Origin of the sequence: Streptomyces sp. Y1 (assembly GCF_041053115.1) — a bacterium.
In the GTDB taxonomy this organism is placed as follows: domain Bacteria; phylum Actinomycetota; class Actinomycetes; order Streptomycetales; family Streptomycetaceae; genus Kitasatospora; species Kitasatospora rubellomurina.
This window is the reverse complement of record NZ_CP163445.1, coordinates 312906-329499: the sequence shown is the minus strand read 5'-3', so window position 1 is coordinate 329499 and position 16594 is coordinate 312906. Positions and strand designations below refer to the sequence as shown.

General features: G+C 75.8%; 18 protein-coding genes and 1 pseudogene. 12 read left to right on the top strand and 7 right to left on the bottom strand.

Translation table 11 applies throughout. The features are described from left to right. Position 1: 1 nt before the first annotated feature. Positions 2 to 598 (bottom strand): hypothetical protein, encoded by a 597-nt coding sequence (locus AB2U05_RS01340; protein ID WP_045696042.1) that lies wholly within the window; start codon positions 596 to 598, stop codon positions 2 to 4. A 289-nt stretch (positions 599 to 887) separates the two neighbouring features. Here AB2U05_RS01340 and AB2U05_RS01335 point away from each other — a divergent pair, with 289 nt between their 5' ends. The 5 genes from AB2U05_RS01335 to AB2U05_RS01315 all read left to right on the top strand — a co-directional run bounded on the left by AB2U05_RS01335 (position 888) and on the right by AB2U05_RS01315 (position 3594). Further along, positions 888 to 1331 carry a hypothetical protein gene (locus AB2U05_RS01335; protein WP_052706655.1) on the top strand — a complete coding sequence of 148 codons (444 nt, stop codon included), beginning with the start codon at positions 888 to 890 and terminating at the stop codon, positions 1329 to 1331. A gap of 66 nt (positions 1332 to 1397) precedes the next feature. After that, the gene (locus AB2U05_RS01330) at positions 1398 to 1853 is read left to right on the top strand and encodes a hypothetical protein (RefSeq protein ID WP_157882094.1); all 456 of its coding nucleotides are present in this window, start codon (positions 1398 to 1400) and stop codon (positions 1851 to 1853) included. 1 nt (position 1854) lies between these two features. Next, positions 1855 to 2154 carry a hypothetical protein gene (locus AB2U05_RS01325; RefSeq protein ID WP_045696049.1) on the top strand — a complete coding sequence of 100 codons (300 nt, stop codon included), beginning with the start codon at positions 1855 to 1857 and terminating at the stop codon, positions 2152 to 2154. An 86-nt stretch (positions 2155 to 2240) separates the two neighbouring features. Continuing rightward, positions 2241 to 2828: a type 1 glutamine amidotransferase domain-containing protein gene (locus tag AB2U05_RS01320; protein ID WP_045696052.1), complete on the top strand. Its 588-nt coding sequence runs from the start codon at positions 2241 to 2243 to the stop codon at positions 2826 to 2828. A 139-nt stretch (positions 2829 to 2967) separates the two neighbouring features. Beyond that, positions 2968 to 3594 (top strand): RICIN domain-containing protein, encoded by a 627-nt coding sequence (locus AB2U05_RS01315; RefSeq protein WP_369182147.1) that lies wholly within the window; start codon positions 2968 to 2970, stop codon positions 3592 to 3594. Between the two features lie 42 nt (positions 3595 to 3636). Here AB2U05_RS01315 and AB2U05_RS01310 read toward each other — a convergent pair whose 3' ends face one another. The 5 genes and pseudogenes from AB2U05_RS01310 to AB2U05_RS01290 form a co-directional block, all read right to left on the bottom strand. After that, positions 3637 to 4491: a DNA ligase gene (locus AB2U05_RS01310; protein WP_244178754.1), complete on the bottom strand. Its 855-nt coding sequence runs from the start codon at positions 4489 to 4491 to the stop codon at positions 3637 to 3639. Between the two features lie 177 nt (positions 4492 to 4668). Further along, a pseudogene (gene ligD / locus AB2U05_RS01305) lies at positions 4669 to 5547 on the bottom strand (non-homologous end-joining DNA ligase); the annotation flags it as partial. A gap of 78 nt (positions 5548 to 5625) precedes the next feature. Further along, positions 5626 to 5976 carry an MmcQ/YjbR family DNA-binding protein gene (locus AB2U05_RS01300; RefSeq protein ID WP_045710570.1) on the bottom strand — a complete coding sequence of 117 codons (351 nt, stop codon included), beginning with the start codon at positions 5974 to 5976 and terminating at the stop codon, positions 5626 to 5628. After that, positions 5973 to 6425 carry a VOC family protein gene (locus AB2U05_RS01295; protein WP_369182146.1) on the bottom strand — a complete coding sequence of 151 codons (453 nt, stop codon included), beginning with the start codon at positions 6423 to 6425 and terminating at the stop codon, positions 5973 to 5975. Before AB2U05_RS01295 ends, AB2U05_RS01300 begins: the two co-directional genes overlap by 4 nt. A gap of 34 nt (positions 6426 to 6459) precedes the next feature. Then, on the bottom strand, positions 6460 to 7383 hold the full coding sequence (locus AB2U05_RS01290; RefSeq protein ID WP_369182145.1) for a helix-turn-helix domain-containing protein: 924 nt from the start codon (positions 7381 to 7383) through the stop codon (positions 6460 to 6462). Positions 7384 to 7485: 102 nt separating this feature from the next. Here AB2U05_RS01290 and AB2U05_RS01285 point away from each other — a divergent pair, with 102 nt between their 5' ends. After that, positions 7486 to 8070, top strand: a complete 585-nt coding sequence (locus AB2U05_RS01285; protein WP_045710572.1) for a pyridoxamine 5'-phosphate oxidase family protein — start codon at positions 7486 to 7488, stop codon at positions 8068 to 8070. Positions 8071 to 8216: 146 nt separating this feature from the next. On the opposite strand, the gene AB2U05_RS01280 is transcribed toward AB2U05_RS01285, so the two are convergent. Next, positions 8217 to 8612, bottom strand: coding sequence for a transglycosylase family protein (locus tag AB2U05_RS01280; protein ID WP_369182144.1), 396 nt, complete (start codon positions 8610 to 8612; stop codon positions 8217 to 8219). 472 nt (positions 8613 to 9084) lie between these two features. Between AB2U05_RS01280 and AB2U05_RS01275 the strand changes: the two genes are divergently transcribed. From AB2U05_RS01275 to yidD, 6 genes are all read left to right on the top strand, one after another. Beyond that, positions 9085 to 9648 (top strand): universal stress protein, encoded by a 564-nt coding sequence (locus AB2U05_RS01275; protein WP_369182143.1) that lies wholly within the window; start codon positions 9085 to 9087, stop codon positions 9646 to 9648. A gap of 121 nt (positions 9649 to 9769) precedes the next feature. Further along, positions 9770 to 11227 (top strand): PLP-dependent aminotransferase family protein, encoded by a 1458-nt coding sequence (locus tag AB2U05_RS01270; protein WP_369182142.1) that lies wholly within the window; start codon positions 9770 to 9772, stop codon positions 11225 to 11227. A gap of 841 nt (positions 11228 to 12068) precedes the next feature. Then, entirely contained in the window at positions 12069 to 13475 is a 1407-nt protein-coding gene (locus tag AB2U05_RS01265) for a family 2B encapsulin nanocompartment shell protein (RefSeq protein WP_045705313.1), read from the top strand. A 308-nt stretch (positions 13476 to 13783) separates the two neighbouring features. Further along, a complete protein-coding gene (locus AB2U05_RS01260; RefSeq protein WP_369182141.1) occupies positions 13784 to 14983 on the top strand; it encodes a hypothetical protein in 1200 nt (399 codons plus the stop codon). A 90-nt stretch (positions 14984 to 15073) separates the two neighbouring features. Further along, positions 15074 to 15844 carry a DUF4239 domain-containing protein gene (locus AB2U05_RS01255; RefSeq protein ID WP_045711773.1) on the top strand — a complete coding sequence of 257 codons (771 nt, stop codon included), beginning with the start codon at positions 15074 to 15076 and terminating at the stop codon, positions 15842 to 15844. Between the two features lie 143 nt (positions 15845 to 15987). Further along, positions 15988 to 16563 (top strand): membrane protein insertion efficiency factor YidD, encoded by a 576-nt coding sequence (gene yidD, locus AB2U05_RS01250; RefSeq protein WP_244179027.1) that lies wholly within the window; start codon positions 15988 to 15990, stop codon positions 16561 to 16563. The last annotated feature ends 31 nt before the right edge of the window (positions 16564 to 16594 follow it).

Genomic DNA, 16594 nt, shown 5'->3' with positions numbered 1-16594 from the left:
GCTAGATCCGCAGGCCGATGACACCCCAGCCGCGTCGCCCGGCCTCGCCGACCACCTCGCCCCACCCGGACAGCAGCCGGGCGAAGTCCTCGTAGTCCTCGATCCAGCCGCCCGGATCCGCGGCCAGCCGCCCGAACGGCTCGCGCAGCTCCGGCAGCGCGGGGGAGGCCTCCCGCCAGCACCGGTCCAGCCGGGCCACCGTCCCGGGCCCGGCGGCGACCAGCGGCCCGTACCGCTCCGTACGGTCGCCGGCGGGGAACACGCCCGGCTCCACGTGCTCGGCGGCCTCCCGGCCGGGGCCGTACCAGAACAGCGGCAGCAGGAAGCCGTCCAGCGCCGCCCGCAGCGCCGGCCCGGCGGCGTCCCGGACGTTCCCCCAGGCTTCCCCGGCCCGGAAGTGGGGCGTGTACGACCCGCAGCTGCGGGCGAACTCGTACCGCCCCAGCCACGCCCGCCCCGGCTCGACCGGCCACACCCACCCGGCCTCCACCGCCACCTCGTCGTACGCCGCCTCCTCCAGGGCCGGCAGCCGCGCGTCCGGCGCGATGCCCCGCAGGTGCGCCCAGTCGACGGCCACGACGGTGATGTCCACTCCCATGCGGCGACGCTAGCCCGGGCCGATCGAGCGCCACCCCGCCGGCGAGGTGGCCCGGGTGCGCCCGGGCGGCCCGCCGTGCGCCGGCTGCCCCCACGGCACGCGCCGCGGGGGCAGCCGCAGGCGGTTCGCGGGCTGGGGGTCGGGCTGCCTCCGGCGCCCGGAGCCGGGGGCGGGGTGGTGGGGCGGCAGGCTGCGCGGTGGGGCGGGGAGCGGCCTAACCTGGAAGGGCGCGTACGGTGCGTGGCCTGCGGGCCGGTGTGCCCGTGGGCCGTCGACGGAAGCGGTGGCCATGACGGTGATCTCGGCGGCTCTGTTCGGTACCGACTGGCGGCCCGGGCTGCCCGGCGGGGCCGCGTTGCTGCGCGAGTGCGCAGCTCGGGGCTGGACGGTGGTGCTGACCGGGCCGGGGCCGGCCGGGGCGCCCGTGCTGACCGTCACCGATCCGGGGGCGGATCCGCTGCGCGCCGCGCTGGTCCTGGTGGACGGCGCGCCGTCGCACGCCGTGGCCGTCGCCGGGAGCGTGCGCGAGGTGCTGGCGGCGCGGCGGATCGGGGTGCCCTGCGTCGCCCTGGAGGCCGGCGGGGACGCCGGTCCCCAGCTGCGGGCGGCGGGAGCGGCCGAGGTCCACCGCGATGCCGCGGCCCTGCTGCGCGTCCTGGACGACAGTCTGCTCGCCCGCCCACGGGCCTTCGGCCGGGCGGGCGCCGGAACAGGCGCCGCCCGGAGCGGTTAACGCCTGCTCGTACCGGGCAACCGCCCGGGTGCGAGCACGTCACCGGAAGTGTCGGAGGTGACCGAGATGGACGGACCCGCGTTGAGCGGATGGGAACGGCGGCTGCTGGCGGAGATCGAGTCCGATCTGCGCCAGGACACCCGCCTGGACCGCAAGTTGAGCACCATGGGCGCCAAGCGGCCGAGCCGGATCGGCGGCACGCTGCGCGGCGTCGGGCGCAGCGTGGGGCGTCGGCTGACGGCCGGGGTGGTGCTGACCACCCTGGTGATGACCGCGATCTGCCTGAGCGTCGGCGTGCGGACTCCGACCACCGCCGTCCTGGCCGCCCTCGGAGTGGTCTGGGCGGCTTCGGTGGCGGCCGCGGTGGCCGCCTCGGCGCTGCTGCGCCGCCGGGCCGGGCGGCGTGCCGCCGGCCCGGAACCGGAGGACGGGCGCGAGCAGCGGGAACGCGGGGAACACGGGGAACGTGGGGAACGCAAGGAGGGCCGGGAGCGCCGGCCCTGGGACCAGCCGGAGGCGTGACATGACCGGCACCGAGCTGTGGGAGTACCGCCCGGGCGCCCATCCCGCCGCGGAACTCAGCCTGGTCGGGTACGAGGTGCGGGCCGTCGACGGCCCGCTCGGCCGGGTCGAGGAGGACACCGGCGACCACCTGCTGGTCGACGCCGGGCCCTGGGTGCCGGGCGCCCGGGTGCCGGTGACGGTCGGCCTGGTCGCCCGGATCGACCACCTGGAGCGGACCGTCCACCTGGACTGCCCGCGTGCCCGGCTCAGCACCACCCCGCCGACCGCCGTCGACCTGACCACCCCGCACCCGCGCTGAGCGACCGAGCACGCCGAGCACGCCGAGCACGCCGAGCACGCCGAGCACGCCGAGTAACCGAGTAACCGAGCAATCGAGCACCCACCATGCGCTGGCCGTCCACCACCCTCACCGGCCGCACGATCGCCTTCCTGGTCGCGCCGTACGGAGCCGAGCAGGTCGAGCTGACCTCCCCCTGGCAGGCCGTCGCCGAGTCCGGCGGCACGCCGCGCCTGCTGTCCACCGCCCCCGGGCGGGTCCTGGCCGTCCACCACCACACCCCGGGCGACACCTTCGCCGTCGACGCCCTCGTCGGCGAGGCGGACCCGGCCGACTACGACGGCCTGGTCCTGCCCGGCGGTGTCGCCAACCCCGACCACCTCCGGCTGGACCGGGCCGCCGTCGCCCACGTCCACGCCCACTGCGCCGCCGGCCGCCCGGTCGCCGCGATCTGCCACGCCGCCTGGACGCTGATCGAGGCCGACGCCGTCCGCGGCCGCACCCTGACCTCCTGGCCCAGCCTGCGCACCGACCTGGTCAACGCCGGTGCGCACTGGGTCGACGAGGAGGTGCACGTCTGCCACGACGGCCCCGGCCCGCTGGTCACCAGCCGCCGGCCCGCCGACCTGCCGCTGTTCGAGGACGCCCTGGTCACCGAGTTCTCGCACGCGACGGCGAAGCAGCATCCGCGTTGACCTGACGGTCCCTCAACTGCCTTTTCCGGAACGGCGCGTACCCCCTTGCCGGTCTCGCCCTTCTTGACGACCATCGGTCAAGGCGGACGCGGTGGCCGTATCGGCCCACCGGCGGAGACCGCGGACGGAGGGGCACCAGATGAACGCACCGCGCACGACCACCCGAGCCCTGCGCACGTCGCTCACGGCGGTGGCGGCCCTGGCCATGGCCTGGTGGGCGCCGGGGATGGCGCAGGCGAACCCCGGGAACTGGCAGCTGCACACCCCCTACGCGAGCAACATGTGCCTGGACGCCGACTACGTGGCCGGCAGCCAGACCCAGAACCCGTGGCGCAACGGCGACAAGGTCCAGATGTGGGTGTGCAACGACCAGGCGCAGCAGGGCTGGATCTTCCACCCCGTCTCCACCCCGAGCGGTGTGCCGGCGTTCACCATCACCAACCAGCGCAGCGGACTGTGCCTGGACATGGACATCAGCGGCGGCACCCACGACAACATCCCGAACGACTACCTGGGGCACCTGGTGCAGCTGTGGCACTGCCTCAACGACAGCAGCGGGCACCCCGTGCCGAACCAGGTCTGGTACCAGCTCTCCGGTGACCACGACGGATGGGCACGCCTGCAGAGCGGAGCCGACACCGGCGGCACCTTCAACTTCATGGACGCCAAGAACTACGGCGGTACGGACCCGTCGCAGAACGGCGACCCGGTGCTGGTCTGGGACTACATCCCCGGGGACTCCCCGCAGAACTGGAACTGGACCTGATCCCTCTCCTCCCACCCCCCGACGCCCGGCCGGCCCGGGCCGTCAGTCGCCGCGCAGCCGGACGAAGACGGCGGCGGGCGGCCGCCCGGTGACGGTGAGTTCGGCGCGCAGGGGGGTGGTGAGCGGGTGGACGGGGCCGTGGTCGGGGTCGGTGGTGGGCGGGCCGAGGTGGGCGCGCGCGGCTTCGGCGACCTCGCGGGCCTGGGGCGGGGTGAGCCGGGGGGTGGTCGCGAGGACGCGCCCGTCGTCGAGCCGGACGATCAGGGCGTGCGGCCGGCGGGGCGGGCCGGTGAGCGCGTGGACGGTGGCGTCCACGGTGTCGCTGCGGCGGTACTTGACCCAGGCGTGGCCCGCACCGCGCGGGCGGTAGGAGGAGCCTGCGGCCTTGCAGACCAGGCCCTCCACGCCGGTGGCGGCGAGCCGGTCCATCCACTCCAGCGCCTCCGCCCGGTCGGTGGTGGCCATGACGGGCTGGATCGGCGGCGGGACGTCCGCGAGGGCGGCGAGCAGCAGCCGGCGGCGGTCGGTGAGCGGCAGCCGGCGGACGTCCCGGCCGGGCAGGGCGAGCAGGTCGAAGGCGATCAGGCCGAGTGCCGTGTCCGGGGCGGCGGCGCGCGCCTGACGGGTGCGGAGCAGTTCCCCGAAGGCGAACCGGCCGCCGCGCCAGGCGACCAGCTCGGCGTCCAGCACCAGCCCCTCGGGCAGCCGGGCCACGGCGGCGGCGATCGGCGGGAACTCGGCGGCGAGGTCGCGCCCGCTGCGGGACTGCAGGAACGCGGGCTGCCCGCCCCGGGCGAAGGCGACGCAGCGGAAGCCGTCCAGCTTCAGCTCGTACTGCACGCCGGCGCCGCCCAGGCCGTCCGCGGGCGGGACGGCGGGGACGGCGGCGGGCCGCATCACCTCCACCGGCGGGCGGAGCACCTGGGCGGCGCGGGCCGGCGGTTCGGGCGCGGCCGGCTGCGCGGGGCCGGCCGGTCGCACGGGGCCGGCCGGTCGCGTGGGGGGCGCTGAGCCGGCCGGACCGGCCGGACCGGCCGGGCCGGTCGGGCCGGTGGCGAGGACGGCCGGGCCGGCCGGCAGCGGCCGCGCCCGCTCCGGGTCCAGCAGCGGCGCGAACAGGTCGCCGTGCGCGGCGATCCGCCCCGGCACGTCGGCGAGGGTGAAGACCAGGTCCAGCTCCCGTCCGGCCCGCTCCAGCTCCTCCCAGGCGAGCGGCGTGGACACCGTGGGCTGCGGCCGGGCGCGCAGCGTGTACGGCGCGGCGGTGGTCTTCTTGGCGTTGTTCTGCGACCAGTCGACCAGCACCCGCCCCCGGCGGCGGGCCTTCGCCATGGTGTGCACGGCCAGCTCCGGGTGCTCGGCCTCCAGGGCGGCGGCGAGCGCCTTCGCGTACCCGGAGACCCGGGTGCTGGGCGTCGGCTCGATCGGGACCAGCAGGTGCAGGCCCTTGGAGCCGGAGGTCTTCACCCAGGCCGCCAGGCCGTCCGCCGCCAGCCGCTCGCGCAGCAGCAGGGCGACCGCCCGACAGGTGAGGACGTCGGCGCCCTCGCCCGGGTCGAGGTCGAGGACGAGCCGGTCGGCGAGGGCGGGCGCGGCCGCGTGCCACTGCGGGACGTGCAGTTCCAGGCACCCGAGGTTCGCCGCCCACAGCAGCGCCGCGCCGTCGTCCAGCACCACCTGGCGCAGCTCGCCGCCGCTGCTCGGCACGTCCACCGTGCGGACCCAGCGCGGGGTGCCGGCGGGCGGGTTCTTGGCGATGAACACCTCCGCCTCGACGCCGTCCGGGCAGCGCAGGAAGGAGACCGGGCGGTCCCGCAGATGGGGGAGCAGGGCGTGGTGGACGGCGGCGTAGTAGCGCAGCACCTCGCCCTTGAGGGTGCCGGTGCGCGGGTAGTACACCTTGTCGAGGTGGGAGAGGGCGAGGGTGCGCCCGTCCACCGTGAGCTGCGGCATCGGCCGCCTCCGTGGCGTCCTGCGGGTGGCCCCCGCAGCCAGTCTGCCGCGTGCCGGCGGCCTGCGCCCCGGGGCGCCCTAGCCGCCCGGTCCGGCCAGGGCGTGCGCCTGGGCGACCAGGCCCTCGATCCGTCGCCAGTCCGGCGCCGGCCCGTCCAGGTACACGCCGAGCCAGCCCCGGTGGCCGACGTACGGCGGGCGGAAGTACCGCTCGGGATCCTCGGCGACGAACCGTTCCTGCGCCCCGCCGGGGGCCGCGCACCAGAACGCCAGCCGGTCGTCGTGGTGGTGGTCGGAGAGCGTCACGAACACCCGGGCGCGGCGGCCGGAGCCGGCGAACCAGGTCGGTTCCCCGTGGCTGGTCCGCTCCTCGACCTCCGGCAGCGCCAGGCACAGCGCCCGCAGCCGCTCCACCGGTGCGGCCGTCACGAGGCCGGGGCCGGGCGCGGCGCGCCCGGGTAGGTGCCGAAGGACCAGTGGTTGCCCTCCGGGTCGGCGGCGGCGAAGTCGCGCGAGCCGTAGTCGGTCTCGGTGAGGCCCGTGGTGATCCGGGCGCCGGCGGCGACGGCCCGGGCGTGCACGGCGTCCGGGTCGGCGGTGACCACGTACGCGGTGAAGGTGCCGGGCCGGCCGGGCCACGGCTCGGCGCCCTCGGGCGTCGGGCGGTCCGAGCCGAGCATCACGCCGCCGCCCTCCGGCCAGGCCAGCTCGGCGTGCGCGACGAAGTCGCCCTCGCCGTAGCTGACCACCTCCTGGAAGCCGAAGGCGTCGACCAGGAAGCGGATCAGCGCCCGGGCGTCGGCGGCGCGCAGCGCGGGCCAGACCTGCGGGGCAGGGGCAGGGGCGGGGGCGGGGGCGGTCGGGGTGGTGGCGTCCATGGCTGTCAGCTCCTCGGGTGGGGCGGTGGGGCGGTCACTCCTGCCACTCTGCGCCCGGGCCGCCCGCGCCGCCTTGGACGTTTCGGAACTTGCCGTCCGCCGGGCCCTCGGCCGCCAGCCACCCGCTCGGCGGCAGCCCGGCCAGGGCGCGGAACTCGCGGGCCAGATGCGCCTGGTCGAAGTACCCGCAGCGGACGGCCAGTTCGGCCAGCCGGGGCGGCGGTGACGCGGCGGCGAGCAGCCGCCGGGCCCGGTCGAAGCGGATCACCCGGGCGGCGGCCTTCGGCGTCAGCCCGGTCTCCCGGCGGAACCGGTCCTGCAGGTGCCGGGCGCTCCAGCCGGTCTCCCGGGCCAGCTCCGCCACCGGAAGCGCACCCCCGCTGCGCCGCAGTGCCCGCCAGGCCCAGGCCACCTCGGGCGGCACCTGCCCGGACGGCCGGGCGGCCCGCAGCAGCGCCCGGTCCAGCACGGCGAACCGCTCCGGCCAGTCGCGGGCTTCGCGCAGCCGCTCCCGCACCTGCGCGGCGAGCCGCCCCAGCACCTCCTCGGCCGGCACGTCGATCCCGGCCAACTCCCCTGCGGGCAGTCCGAACAGGGCCCGTGCGGCGAGCGGGTGCACGGCGACCTGCACGCCGGACTGCGCGCCATCGTGCCTGATCAGCGCGGGGGTGGTGTGCAGGCCGCCGAGCAGGGTCGGGTAGATTCCGGCCGGTTGGGCGGGGTCGGGGTGGCCGCTGATCACCAGCGGTTCGTCGAGGGTGAGGATGAAGGTCAGGTACGGGGAGGGCAGTCCGCGGTGCACGGCGGGGGCGAGGCCGCGTTGCCGGTAGCCGGAGTACCGGGCCAGGTACGGGCGCAGCGCGCCGGCGGGCCGGGCGCGCACGGCCTCGTCGACCGTCTCGCCGGGTGTGCCGGGTGCGCCGGGTGCGTCGGCCGCTTCGGTGGCGTCGGTGCTCACCCTTCCAGTATCGGCGGCGCCGGGTCGGCGGGCGCCTGACGGAACGTCTCAGTCAGTGGAACGATCTTTCTTACCAGGCGAGACAGGAGCACCATCACCCTCATGGGAAAGCAGTACGAACGCATCGACGGCAGGCTGCGGGAGTTCATAGAACGGCAGCCCGTCTACTTCGTCGCCACCGCGCCGCTCGCCGCGGACGGCCATGTCAACGTCTCGCCGAAGGGCCGTTCCGGCACGCTCGTCGTGCTCGACGAACTCACCCTCGCCTACCTGGACTTCGGCGGATCCACCGCCGAGACCCTCGCCCACCTGCGGGAGAACGGGCGGATCACCCTGATGTGGACGGCCTTCGAGGGCCCGCCGACGGTGGTGCGGGTGCACGGCCGCGGTGAGCCGGTCTTCCGCGACGACCCGCGCTTCGCCGAACTGCTCGGCCGCTTCGACCCCTCGGTGGACGGCGCGGGCCTGCGGGCGATCGTCCTGGTCGCGGCCGAGCGGGTCAGCGACTCCTGCGGGTACGCGGTGCCGCTGATGGACTACCGCGAGGACCGCGACCTGCACGCGCGGTACTTCGAGCGCAAGGACGAGGTGGAGTTCAACGCCTACTGCGAGCGCAAGGAGTACGTCGGCACCAGCATCGACGGCCTGCCGGCGCTCCCGCTGCCGCTCCCGCCCCGGCCGAACTGACCCGGCCGAACTGACCGGGCCGAACGGACCGGGCCGAACTGACCGTGGCCGTGCCCGGACACCACGGCACCGGCGCACGACGAAGCCGCCGCACCCCGGACGGGATGCGGCGGCTTCGTCGCGTGCGGCGCTGCTCGCGCGCGGCCTTACTTGCTCAGGCCGGCCTTGACGGAGCAGACGGGCCAGGCGCCCGGGCCCTGGGCGGCGAGGACCTTCTCGCCGATGGAGATCTGCTGCTCCTTGGTGGCCTGGTTGGCCTGCGCGGCGTAGGCGGTGCCGCCGAAGGCGGCCCAGGTGCTGGAGGTGAACTGCAGGCCGCCGTAGAAGCCGTTGCCCGAGTTGATGGCCCAGTTGCCGGTGGCCTCGCAGTCCGCGACCTTGTCCCAGACGGTCGCGGGCGCGGCGGAGGCGCTGGTGGCCGTGACGAGGCCGGCCACCGGCAGGGCGGTGAGCGCCCCGGCCATCAGAGCCATCCGGACGCGGTTGCGGCGCTTCGGGGTGGCAGTGGTGGTGGCAGCGGCGGTCTCGTTACGGAAAGTCATGAAGGTCCTTTCGGAGGGCGTCTGCGAGCACGCGGAACCAGGCCCTCGGAAGGCCTCGGTTTCGGGGACACGTGACTCGCGTGGTCCGGCACCTCGTCCGGCTCCGGGGCTGAGGCCCTGCGGAGCGGATCGCTCGGTGCAACGGGTTCGAAGGTACGGGGGTGGTTGCGGCGGTTTCAAGGATTCGGGGGTTTGAGCACGTCAGCGGGGTGTTACCGGGCGTAAGGATCAAGGAATTGTGGCGATTTAGCCCGTTTTGCACCTATTTCCAAGATCAAACAGCCCCTCGAAGTGGCCCGGGTCACGCGGACGGCGGTGTGAGGCCGCGCACATCGTCGACAGTGCGTGACGGCCCGCCCGCCCCCGGTGCCGGATCCGCCCGCGCGGCCGCCGCCCCGGGTGGCCCGCGCCACAGCCCTCACCCGGAGTGCCCGCCGTGACCACCCACCGTGGCGGGCATAGCCTCGTCGCCATGAGCAACGAGAGCGATGCGGCGGACGCGGAGGCGGTCGGCGGTGCGGTCGGCGGGGCCCCCGGGCCGGGCACCGGCGGCGCGGCCGCCCACGACCCGGAGGCGGTGGCCGCGCCCAGCGGCTTCGAACTGGGGACGGACGGCCCCAAGGTGATCCTGGCGGGCCTGGACGGCTCCGACTCCTCCTGGCGGGCTACCGCCTACGCCGCCGGACTCGCCCGCCGCCAGGGCTCCCTCCTCGCCGTCGCCTACATCCAGCCCGTCCTCGCCGCCGCCACCGCGCTGGCCGGAGCCGTGGTGGAGGAGACCACCCAGGAGATCGCCGACGAGCTGCTCGCCGCGCTGCGCGAGGCCGAGCACCGGGTGCGCGGGGTGTGGCGGGTCGACTGGCAGTTCCTGACCGTGCGCGGCGACCCCTACACCGGCCTCGCCAAGCTCGCCGACGAGCTGCGCGCCGACGCCGTCGTGGTCGGCGCCTCCGAACAGGCCGGACACAAGGTGATCGGCTCGGTCGCCGTCCGCCTGGTGAAGGCCGGCCGCTGGCCGGTCACCGTCGTCCCCTGACGCCTCCCTCGGGCCCCTCCAGCCCCTCCGGCCACGGCAGCCCCGTGCGTCCCGCAGCCGGTGCAAAGGGGTGCGAGCCCGCCCGCCGGGCGGCGGACGGGCGGCCGGTAGGGTCGGGACCATGACGGACATGCCGGGCGCGCAGCTTCCCGGGCCGGCCCGCCCCACCGGCAGCGACCTGCACCTCGACCTCCCCGCCACCGGCGGCCGCCGCGCCGCCCTGATGACCGCCCTGCGCGAGGCGATCCGCAGCGGACGGCTGGCGCCCGGCACCCGGCTACCCCCCTACCGCGCCCTCGCCGCCGACCTCGGACTGGCCCGCAACACCGCCGCCGAGGCGTACACCGAACTCGTCGCCGAGGGCTGGCTCACCGCCCGCCAGGGCTCGGGCACCACCGTCGCCGAGCGCGCCGCGCCCGTCCCGCCCGCCCGGGCCCGCCGGTCCTCGACCCGGCCCGGGCCGGTGCACGACCTGCGCCAAGGGCAGCCCGACGCCGCCGCCTTCCCCCGCACCGCCTGGCTCGCCGCCGCCCGCCGCGCCCTCACCGCCGCACCCAGCGAGGCCTTCGGCCCGGGCGATCCGCGCGGCCGGCGCGAACTGCGCACCGCCCTCGCCGACTACCTGGCCCGCGCCCGCGGCGTGCGCGCCGACCCGGAGCGGATCGTGGTCTGCTCCGGCTTCGCCCACGCGCTGCGGCTGCTCTTCGACGGTGCGGCGCCCGTCCTGCCGCCCGCCGAGCAGGGCCCGCTGGCCGTCGAGGCGTACGGGCTGGGCTTCCACCGCGGGCTGCTGGCCGCCGCCGGGGTCGCCGGCCGGCCGCTGTCGATCGACGAACAAGGCGCGCGGGTCGAGGAGTTGGCGCGCCACCCGGACGTCCGGACGGTGCTGCTCACCCCCGCCCACCAGTTCCCGACCGGCGGGCCGCTGCACGCCGCCCGCCGCGCCGCCGTGATCGACTGGGCGCGCGGCCGCGGCGGGCTGGTCCTTGAGGACGACTACGACGGCGAGTTCCGCTACGACCGGCAGCCGGTCGGCGCCCTCCAGGGCCTCGATCCCGAGCGGGTCGTCTACCTCGGCAGCGCCAGCAAGAGCCTGAGCCCCGCGCTGCGGCTCGGCTGGATGGTGCTGCCGGACCACCTGGTCGACCGGGTGCTCGCGGCGAAGGGCGAACGGGAGGGCTGGGCCAGCGCCCTGGACCAGCTGACCCTCGCCGAGTTCCTCGCCTCCGGCGGCTACGACCGGCACGTGCGCCGGATGCGCCGCCACTACCGGGAGCGCCGCGACCGCCTGGTCGCCGCCCTGGCCGCGCACGCCCCGCACGTCGAGGCGACCGGCATCGCGGCCGGCCTGCACGCCGTGCTGCGGCTGGAGCCCGGCACCGAGCGCTCGGTGCTCAAGGCCGCCGCCTACCGGGGCCTCGCCGTCGAAGGGCTCGCCGACTACCGGCACCCGGCGGCCGGGCCGGCGGCGATGCCGGTCGTCGACGGCCTGGTGGTCGGCTACGCCACCCCGCCGGACCACGCCTACCCGGCCGCGCTCGCCGCGCTCTGCGCGGTGCTTCCGCCGCCCGCCCCGTAAGCCGCCGAACCGTCAGGAGCCACGTCCGGCCCGACCGCCCGGCGCCCGACCGCCCGGCGCCCGCGGAGCGGAGGGAGGAGCATAGGCCCTCGGGCGGGGCGCGGGGGCCGGAACCCGGGCTGTGGGTCCGGTCCGTCCGCCCGCCGCTCATGCGTCGGTACCGCTCCGCACCGAAGTGGTCACACGGGTGGCGCCGAGCCTCTATGCTTCATGGGCATGTGCAGGACAGTTCGGCTCCGGCTGCCCGGTCCGCACGCCCCGATCGCCCGTCGGGTGCCGGCCACCCCCGTACCGGCACCCGGCGGGCTTCCCGTGTTTCCCGGCCGCCGGCGCGAGCCGCCCGCCGAGCCGCCCGAGCCGCCTCCCGGCCCGTCCTCCGGGCCGTCCTCGGTGCTGCGGGCCTGACCCCCGCCCGGCCCGCGTTCCCGGTGGCGCCGACCGCTGCTCCGTGCCCGCACGGCGGGCGGCAACCGGTGCGTCGGCGTGCCGGGTTGACGGCGGTCGCCGCCGCGCGCTCCCGTCCCCGGCCGGCCGCGCGGGCGCCGGAACCGTTGGCGGCCCCGGGTGCGGCGGTGCCGGAATGGTGCGGTGCCCGCCCCGCCAACTCGGGCCGGACTGCCCAAGATTCACCCTATCGGGGGGTACTGGGCCGCCGTGCGGGTCTTGCCGGGTTCTGGTGATCTAGGGTTCCGGATGGGCCGCCGGGAGACGGCGGCCGCGCTCGCGAAATGCGCCAACACCCCCACTGTTCAGCGGATCTGATGATCCGTGACGGCACCTGCCCAGGGCTCCGTACGGGCCCGGCCGCGTGTCCCGACCTCATGAATGGAGACCCCTGCCGATGTCCGTGGACACGAGCCCGGAGACACAGCAGGACCGGCAGCAGAGCCTTGCGACGGCCGCCGCCCGCAACCTCGCCACCACCACCAAGTCCGCGCCGCAGATGCAGGAGATCACCTCCCGCTGGCTGCTCAAGGTGCTCCCCTGGGTGCAGGCCAACGGTGGCGCCTACCGCGTCAACCGGCGGCTCACCTACACCGTGGGCAACGGCGTGGTGGAGTTCATCAAGACCGGGTCCCAGGTTCGCGTCATCCCGGCGGAGCTCGGCGAACTCGCCCTGCTGCGCGGCTACGAGGACGACGAGGTGCTCACCGCGCTCGCCGACCGCTGCCAGCAGCGCGACTTCGGCCCGGGCGAGGTGCTCGTCACCCAGGGCGAGGCGGCCGACCGCATCTTCCTGATCGCGCACGGCAAGATCAACAAGGTCGGCACCGGCAAGTACGGCGACGAGACCGTGGTCGGAGTGGCCGCCGACGGCGACCGCTTCGGCGACGACGCGCTGCTGAACCCGGACGCCACCTGGGAGTTCACCGCCAAGACCACCACCTCCGGTGTCGCCCTCACCCTGAGCCGGTCCGACTTCGCCCAGATCCGGGACAACGCGCCGAGCCTCCAGGAGCACCTGCAGACCTTCCTGTCGCTGCCGCTCCAGGCCCAGAACGAGCGCGGCGAGGCCGAGATCGCCCTGTCGGCCGGCCACCACGGCGAGTACGAGCTGCCCGGCGCCTTCGTGGACTACGAGTTGAAGCCGCGCGAGTACGAGCTGAGCGTCGCGCAGACCATCCTCAAGGTCCACACCCGCGTCGCGGACCTGTACAACCAGCCGATGAACCAGATCGAGCACCAGCTCCGGCTGACCATCGAGGCCCTGCGCGAGCGCCAGGAGCACGAGATCGTCAACAACCCGGAGTTCGGCCTGCTCAACAACGCCGACTTCGACCAGCGGATCCAGACCCACTCCGGCCCGCCCACCCCGGACGACCTGGACGAGCTGCTCAACCGCCGCCGCGACCCCGACTACCTGCTCGCCCACCCCAGGACGATCGCCGCGATCGGCCGGGAGCTCAACGCGCGCGGCCTCTACCCCCACCACGTCGACCTCGGCGGGCAGCAGGTGCCGGCCTGGCGCGGGGTGCCGATCCTGCCCTGCAGCAAGATCCCGATCACCAAGGAGAACACCAGCTCCATCATGGTGATCCGGGTCGGCGAGGACAACCAGGGCGTCATCGGCCTGCACCAGACCGGCATCCCGGACGAGTACCAGCCCTCGCTCTCGGTCCGCTTCATGGGGATCGACGAGAAGGCGATCATCTCGTACCTGGTCAGCGCCTACTACTCGGCCGCGATCCTGGTGCCGGACGCGGTCGGTGTGCTGGAGAACGTCGAGATCGCCCACCGCCGCCACTGAGTTCGCGGTCGGTACGCGCGGGCCGTAACCGGTCGGCGTGAAGATCGTTTTTCTTGACGACGGACGGCCCGCCCCCGGCGGCGGGCCGTCCGGCTGGTTCCTGTGGCGTCCCCCGGTCGCTTCCGAGGGGGCGCATCACGCATGGTCGCATGCGATCGATTTTGATCGGGATGTGACTGTTTTCGCCCTTCGCGCGTGAGCGGAGCCCCGTGCGGGTGGAGGCCCGTACGAGCGGAGCCCCGTGCGAGCCGGCGAAGCGCGTGCCCGGAGACCCGCGTGACCCGAGACCCGAGAGGTGTGTGGAGCCCATGCCGCAGCGTCGGCAGTTCCGACGGATACCGCTGCACGGCGGTGGGACTGCGGCCCCCGGGCGTCGGGTGCGGCTGGCCGGCGCCACGGTCGGCGTGATCGCGATGTTCGCGCTGGTCGGCGGTGCGACCGCGAACGGCGCCGAGCGGCACGGCGGGCACCAGGGCCCGGCCGTCGACACCTGCGTGTGCAGCGAGACGGACGTGTCGACGGAGGTCGGCCCGGGCGGCAGTGTGGACGTCGGCGTCGACGTGGACGTCCAGGTCGAGGTCACCGTCGACCCGAAGACGGGGGAGCGCCACCACGGGCACCGGCCCCCGTACGGCCACCACCACTGCCACCCCCGGCCGGGCGTCGGCGACGACGAGCCGACCGCGCCGTCCCCCTCGGCCTCCGCCGGGCTCCGGCACCAGCCGGGCCGGCCGGACGGTGAGGAGGGGGACGGCGGGGAGCACGGTGGGCACCATCACCACCACCATCATCACCACCACCCCTGCCCCAGCCCGACGCCGACGCCGACCCCGACGCCGACCCGCTCGCCGTCACCGAGCCCCACCCACACACCGAGCCCCACGCCCACTCCGACGCCGACCCCCACGCCGACCCCCACCCACTCGCCGACGCCCACGCCGACGCCCACGCCCACGCCGACGCCGACGCCCACCCCCACCTCGACGCCCTCGCCGACTCCGCCGCCGCCCTCGCCGACTCCGCCGCCGCCCAGCCCGGCGCCGCCCGCCTCCCCGGCGCCCCCGCCACCGCCTCCGCCCCCGCCCGTCCCTGCGCCCGTGCCCGTCCCCGTTCCGCCCGCACCCGCCGCGCCGGCCCCGCAGCCGGCACCCCCGGCCCCGCAGCCGGCACCCCCGGCCCCGCAGCCGGCGCCTCCGGCGCCCGCCGCCCCGGCGGTCCCGGCGGTCCCCGCGGTCCCGAGCCCGGCCGCGTCGAGCCCGGCGCGGCCGAGCCCGCTGTGGCCGACCCCGTCCGTACGGCCCGTGCACCGCGCCCCGGCGGCCAAGCCGCTGCCGCCCGCGAAGCACCACCACGCCGCCCCGGCGACCACCACGATGCTGCTGGTCACCGTGCCCGCCGTGCTGGCGGCGGCCGCCCTGCGGCCGGGTGGCCGTGGCCGCGCCGGCAGCACCGGCGGTGGCCGTGGCGAGGCCGGCCACGGCGGTGACGGCGGCACCGCGCAGTCCTGATCCCCCGGGGCCCGGGGGCGGCACCCGCCGTCCCCGGCCGCCCCCGAGTTCCGCGTTACGTCATGAGCCAAGCCAGAGAAGGGAGTTCCCATGTCCGAGTGGGTGGCGTTGGCCATCGCCATGGCGGCGGCCTGTGCCGTCGTGGTGGCGGTGGTGCTGCTGAGGCACCGCAAGGTGGGCGTCGGGAAGGACAACAGCGAGACCCCGGACGTCATCGAGTACATCACGATGATGATCGGGGTGGTCTACGCGATCGTCCTCGGCCTCGCCATCGCCGGGGTCTGGGAGGCGCGCGGCGCCGCCCAGGACGACCTGTTCCGCGAGGCGCAGTCGCTGCGCGAGGTGAGCGACCGGGCCGTGGTCTACCCGGCGGAGTTCCGCGACCAGGTCCGCGCCGACGTGGACGGCTACGTCACGTACGTGGTGAACACCGAGTGGGACTACATGGCCGAACACGGCGACATCACCGACAAGGGCACCCAGTTGCTGCAGAAGCTGCAGAACGACGTGGCCACCCGGGCGCCGGCCTCGGACCTGGAGTCGCAGGCCTACCAGCCGATCATGGACCGGATCGGCCAGGCCTCCGACGCCCGCGACCAGCGCGGCCAGAACGCCGGGCCGACGATGCCCGGGGTGGTCTGGTTCGGTCTGATCGTCGGTGCGGTGGTGACCGTCGGCATGCTGTTCGCGCTCCAGATCCGGCGAACGCCGCGGGAGTTGATCCTGGCGGGCTGCTTCAGCGCGCTGATCGCCTTCCTGCTGTTCATGATCTGGGACTTCGACGATCCCTTCTCCCGCAGCGTCTCGGTGACCACCCAGCCGTTCACGGACCTCTTCCCCTCGCTCAACCTGAAGGACTGAGCAGGGCCCTGACCTGCTGGGCCTGGACCTGTCGAGGTCCCGACCTGCCGAGATCCGGGCAGATCATCTTCGGATAATCTTGCCCGGATTTCCGGGGGTCGGCGTTCGGTCCCCGGCCGAGGTCACCGAGGGGAACGTCAGCAGTGTCCAGCCCGACGCCGGAGTTCGGCGCCCACGCCCCGTACCCGCCCGAGCGCCCGGAGCGGGCCTGGTGGTGGCTTCCCGCGGCGGAGCGCGCCCGGCGGAAGAAGCAGCGCCACCAGTGGGAGCTGTACCGGCGCAGCGCCCGCAAGGCGAAGTCGGCCCGCAAGGACGAGCCGGCCCGAAAGCGCGACCGCTGGGACGACGGCTGCCTGGACTGCTGCGGCGACGCCTTCTGCGACATCGCCAGCCCGTGCATGATCGCGATCATCCCGGTGATGCTGGCCTCCGGCGTCCGCTTCGCCCTCACCGGCGGGCGCGGGCGGCGCGCCGCCGACCCGGCCGCCCCCGCGCCGGCCGGGTTCGCGGCCGGGGTGCTGTACGGCGCGGTGCGCTACTACCGCACCGAGGTCAGCCCCCGGCGGCCGGCCTGCTGCCCGTACACGCCGTCCTGCTCGACGTACGCGGTGCAGGCGCTGCACCGGCACGGCGCCCTGCGCGGGGCCCGGCTGACGGCCGGCCGGCTGCTGCGCTGCCGCCCCGGCCGGGGCGGCGCGGACCCGGTGCCGCAGCGGTGAGGACGGGCGGCGGCCCGCGCGGAGGTCTCCG

Coding starts and splice junctions, on each gene's coding strand:
- AB2U05_RS01255 (WP_045711773.1), top strand. CDS start 15,074: ATGTCCGAGTGGGTGGCGTTGGCCATCGCCATGGCGGCGGCCTGTGCC.
- AB2U05_RS01330 (WP_157882094.1), top strand. CDS start 1,398: ATGGACGGACCCGCGTTGAGCGGATGGGAACGGCGGCTGCTGGCGGAG.
- AB2U05_RS01285 (WP_045710572.1), top strand. CDS start 7,486: ATGGGAAAGCAGTACGAACGCATCGACGGCAGGCTGCGGGAGTTCATA.
- AB2U05_RS01295 (WP_369182146.1), bottom strand. CDS start 6,425: ATGGACGCCACCACCCCGACCGCCCCCGCCCCCGCCCCTGCCCCTGCC.
- AB2U05_RS01315 (WP_369182147.1), top strand. CDS start 2,968: ATGAACGCACCGCGCACGACCACCCGAGCCCTGCGCACGTCGCTCACG.
- AB2U05_RS01280 (WP_369182144.1), bottom strand. CDS start 8,612: ATGACTTTCCGTAACGAGACCGCCGCTGCCACCACCACTGCCACCCCG.
- AB2U05_RS01340 (WP_045696042.1), bottom strand. CDS start 598: ATGGGAGTGGACATCACCGTCGTGGCCGTCGACTGGGCGCACCTGCGG.
- AB2U05_RS01275 (WP_369182143.1), top strand. CDS start 9,085: ATGAGCAACGAGAGCGATGCGGCGGACGCGGAGGCGGTCGGCGGTGCG.
- AB2U05_RS01325 (WP_045696049.1), top strand. CDS start 1,855: ATGACCGGCACCGAGCTGTGGGAGTACCGCCCGGGCGCCCATCCCGCC.
- AB2U05_RS01265 (WP_045705313.1), top strand. CDS start 12,069: ATGTCCGTGGACACGAGCCCGGAGACACAGCAGGACCGGCAGCAGAGC.
- AB2U05_RS01270 (WP_369182142.1), top strand. CDS start 9,770: ATGACGGACATGCCGGGCGCGCAGCTTCCCGGGCCGGCCCGCCCCACC.
- AB2U05_RS01310 (WP_244178754.1), bottom strand. CDS start 4,491: ATGCGGCCCGCCGCCGTCCCCGCCGTCCCGCCCGCGGACGGCCTGGGC.
- AB2U05_RS01260 (WP_369182141.1), top strand. CDS start 13,784: ATGCCGCAGCGTCGGCAGTTCCGACGGATACCGCTGCACGGCGGTGGG.
- AB2U05_RS01335 (WP_052706655.1), top strand. CDS start 888: ATGACGGTGATCTCGGCGGCTCTGTTCGGTACCGACTGGCGGCCCGGG.
- AB2U05_RS01320 (WP_045696052.1), top strand. CDS start 2,241: ATGCGCTGGCCGTCCACCACCCTCACCGGCCGCACGATCGCCTTCCTG.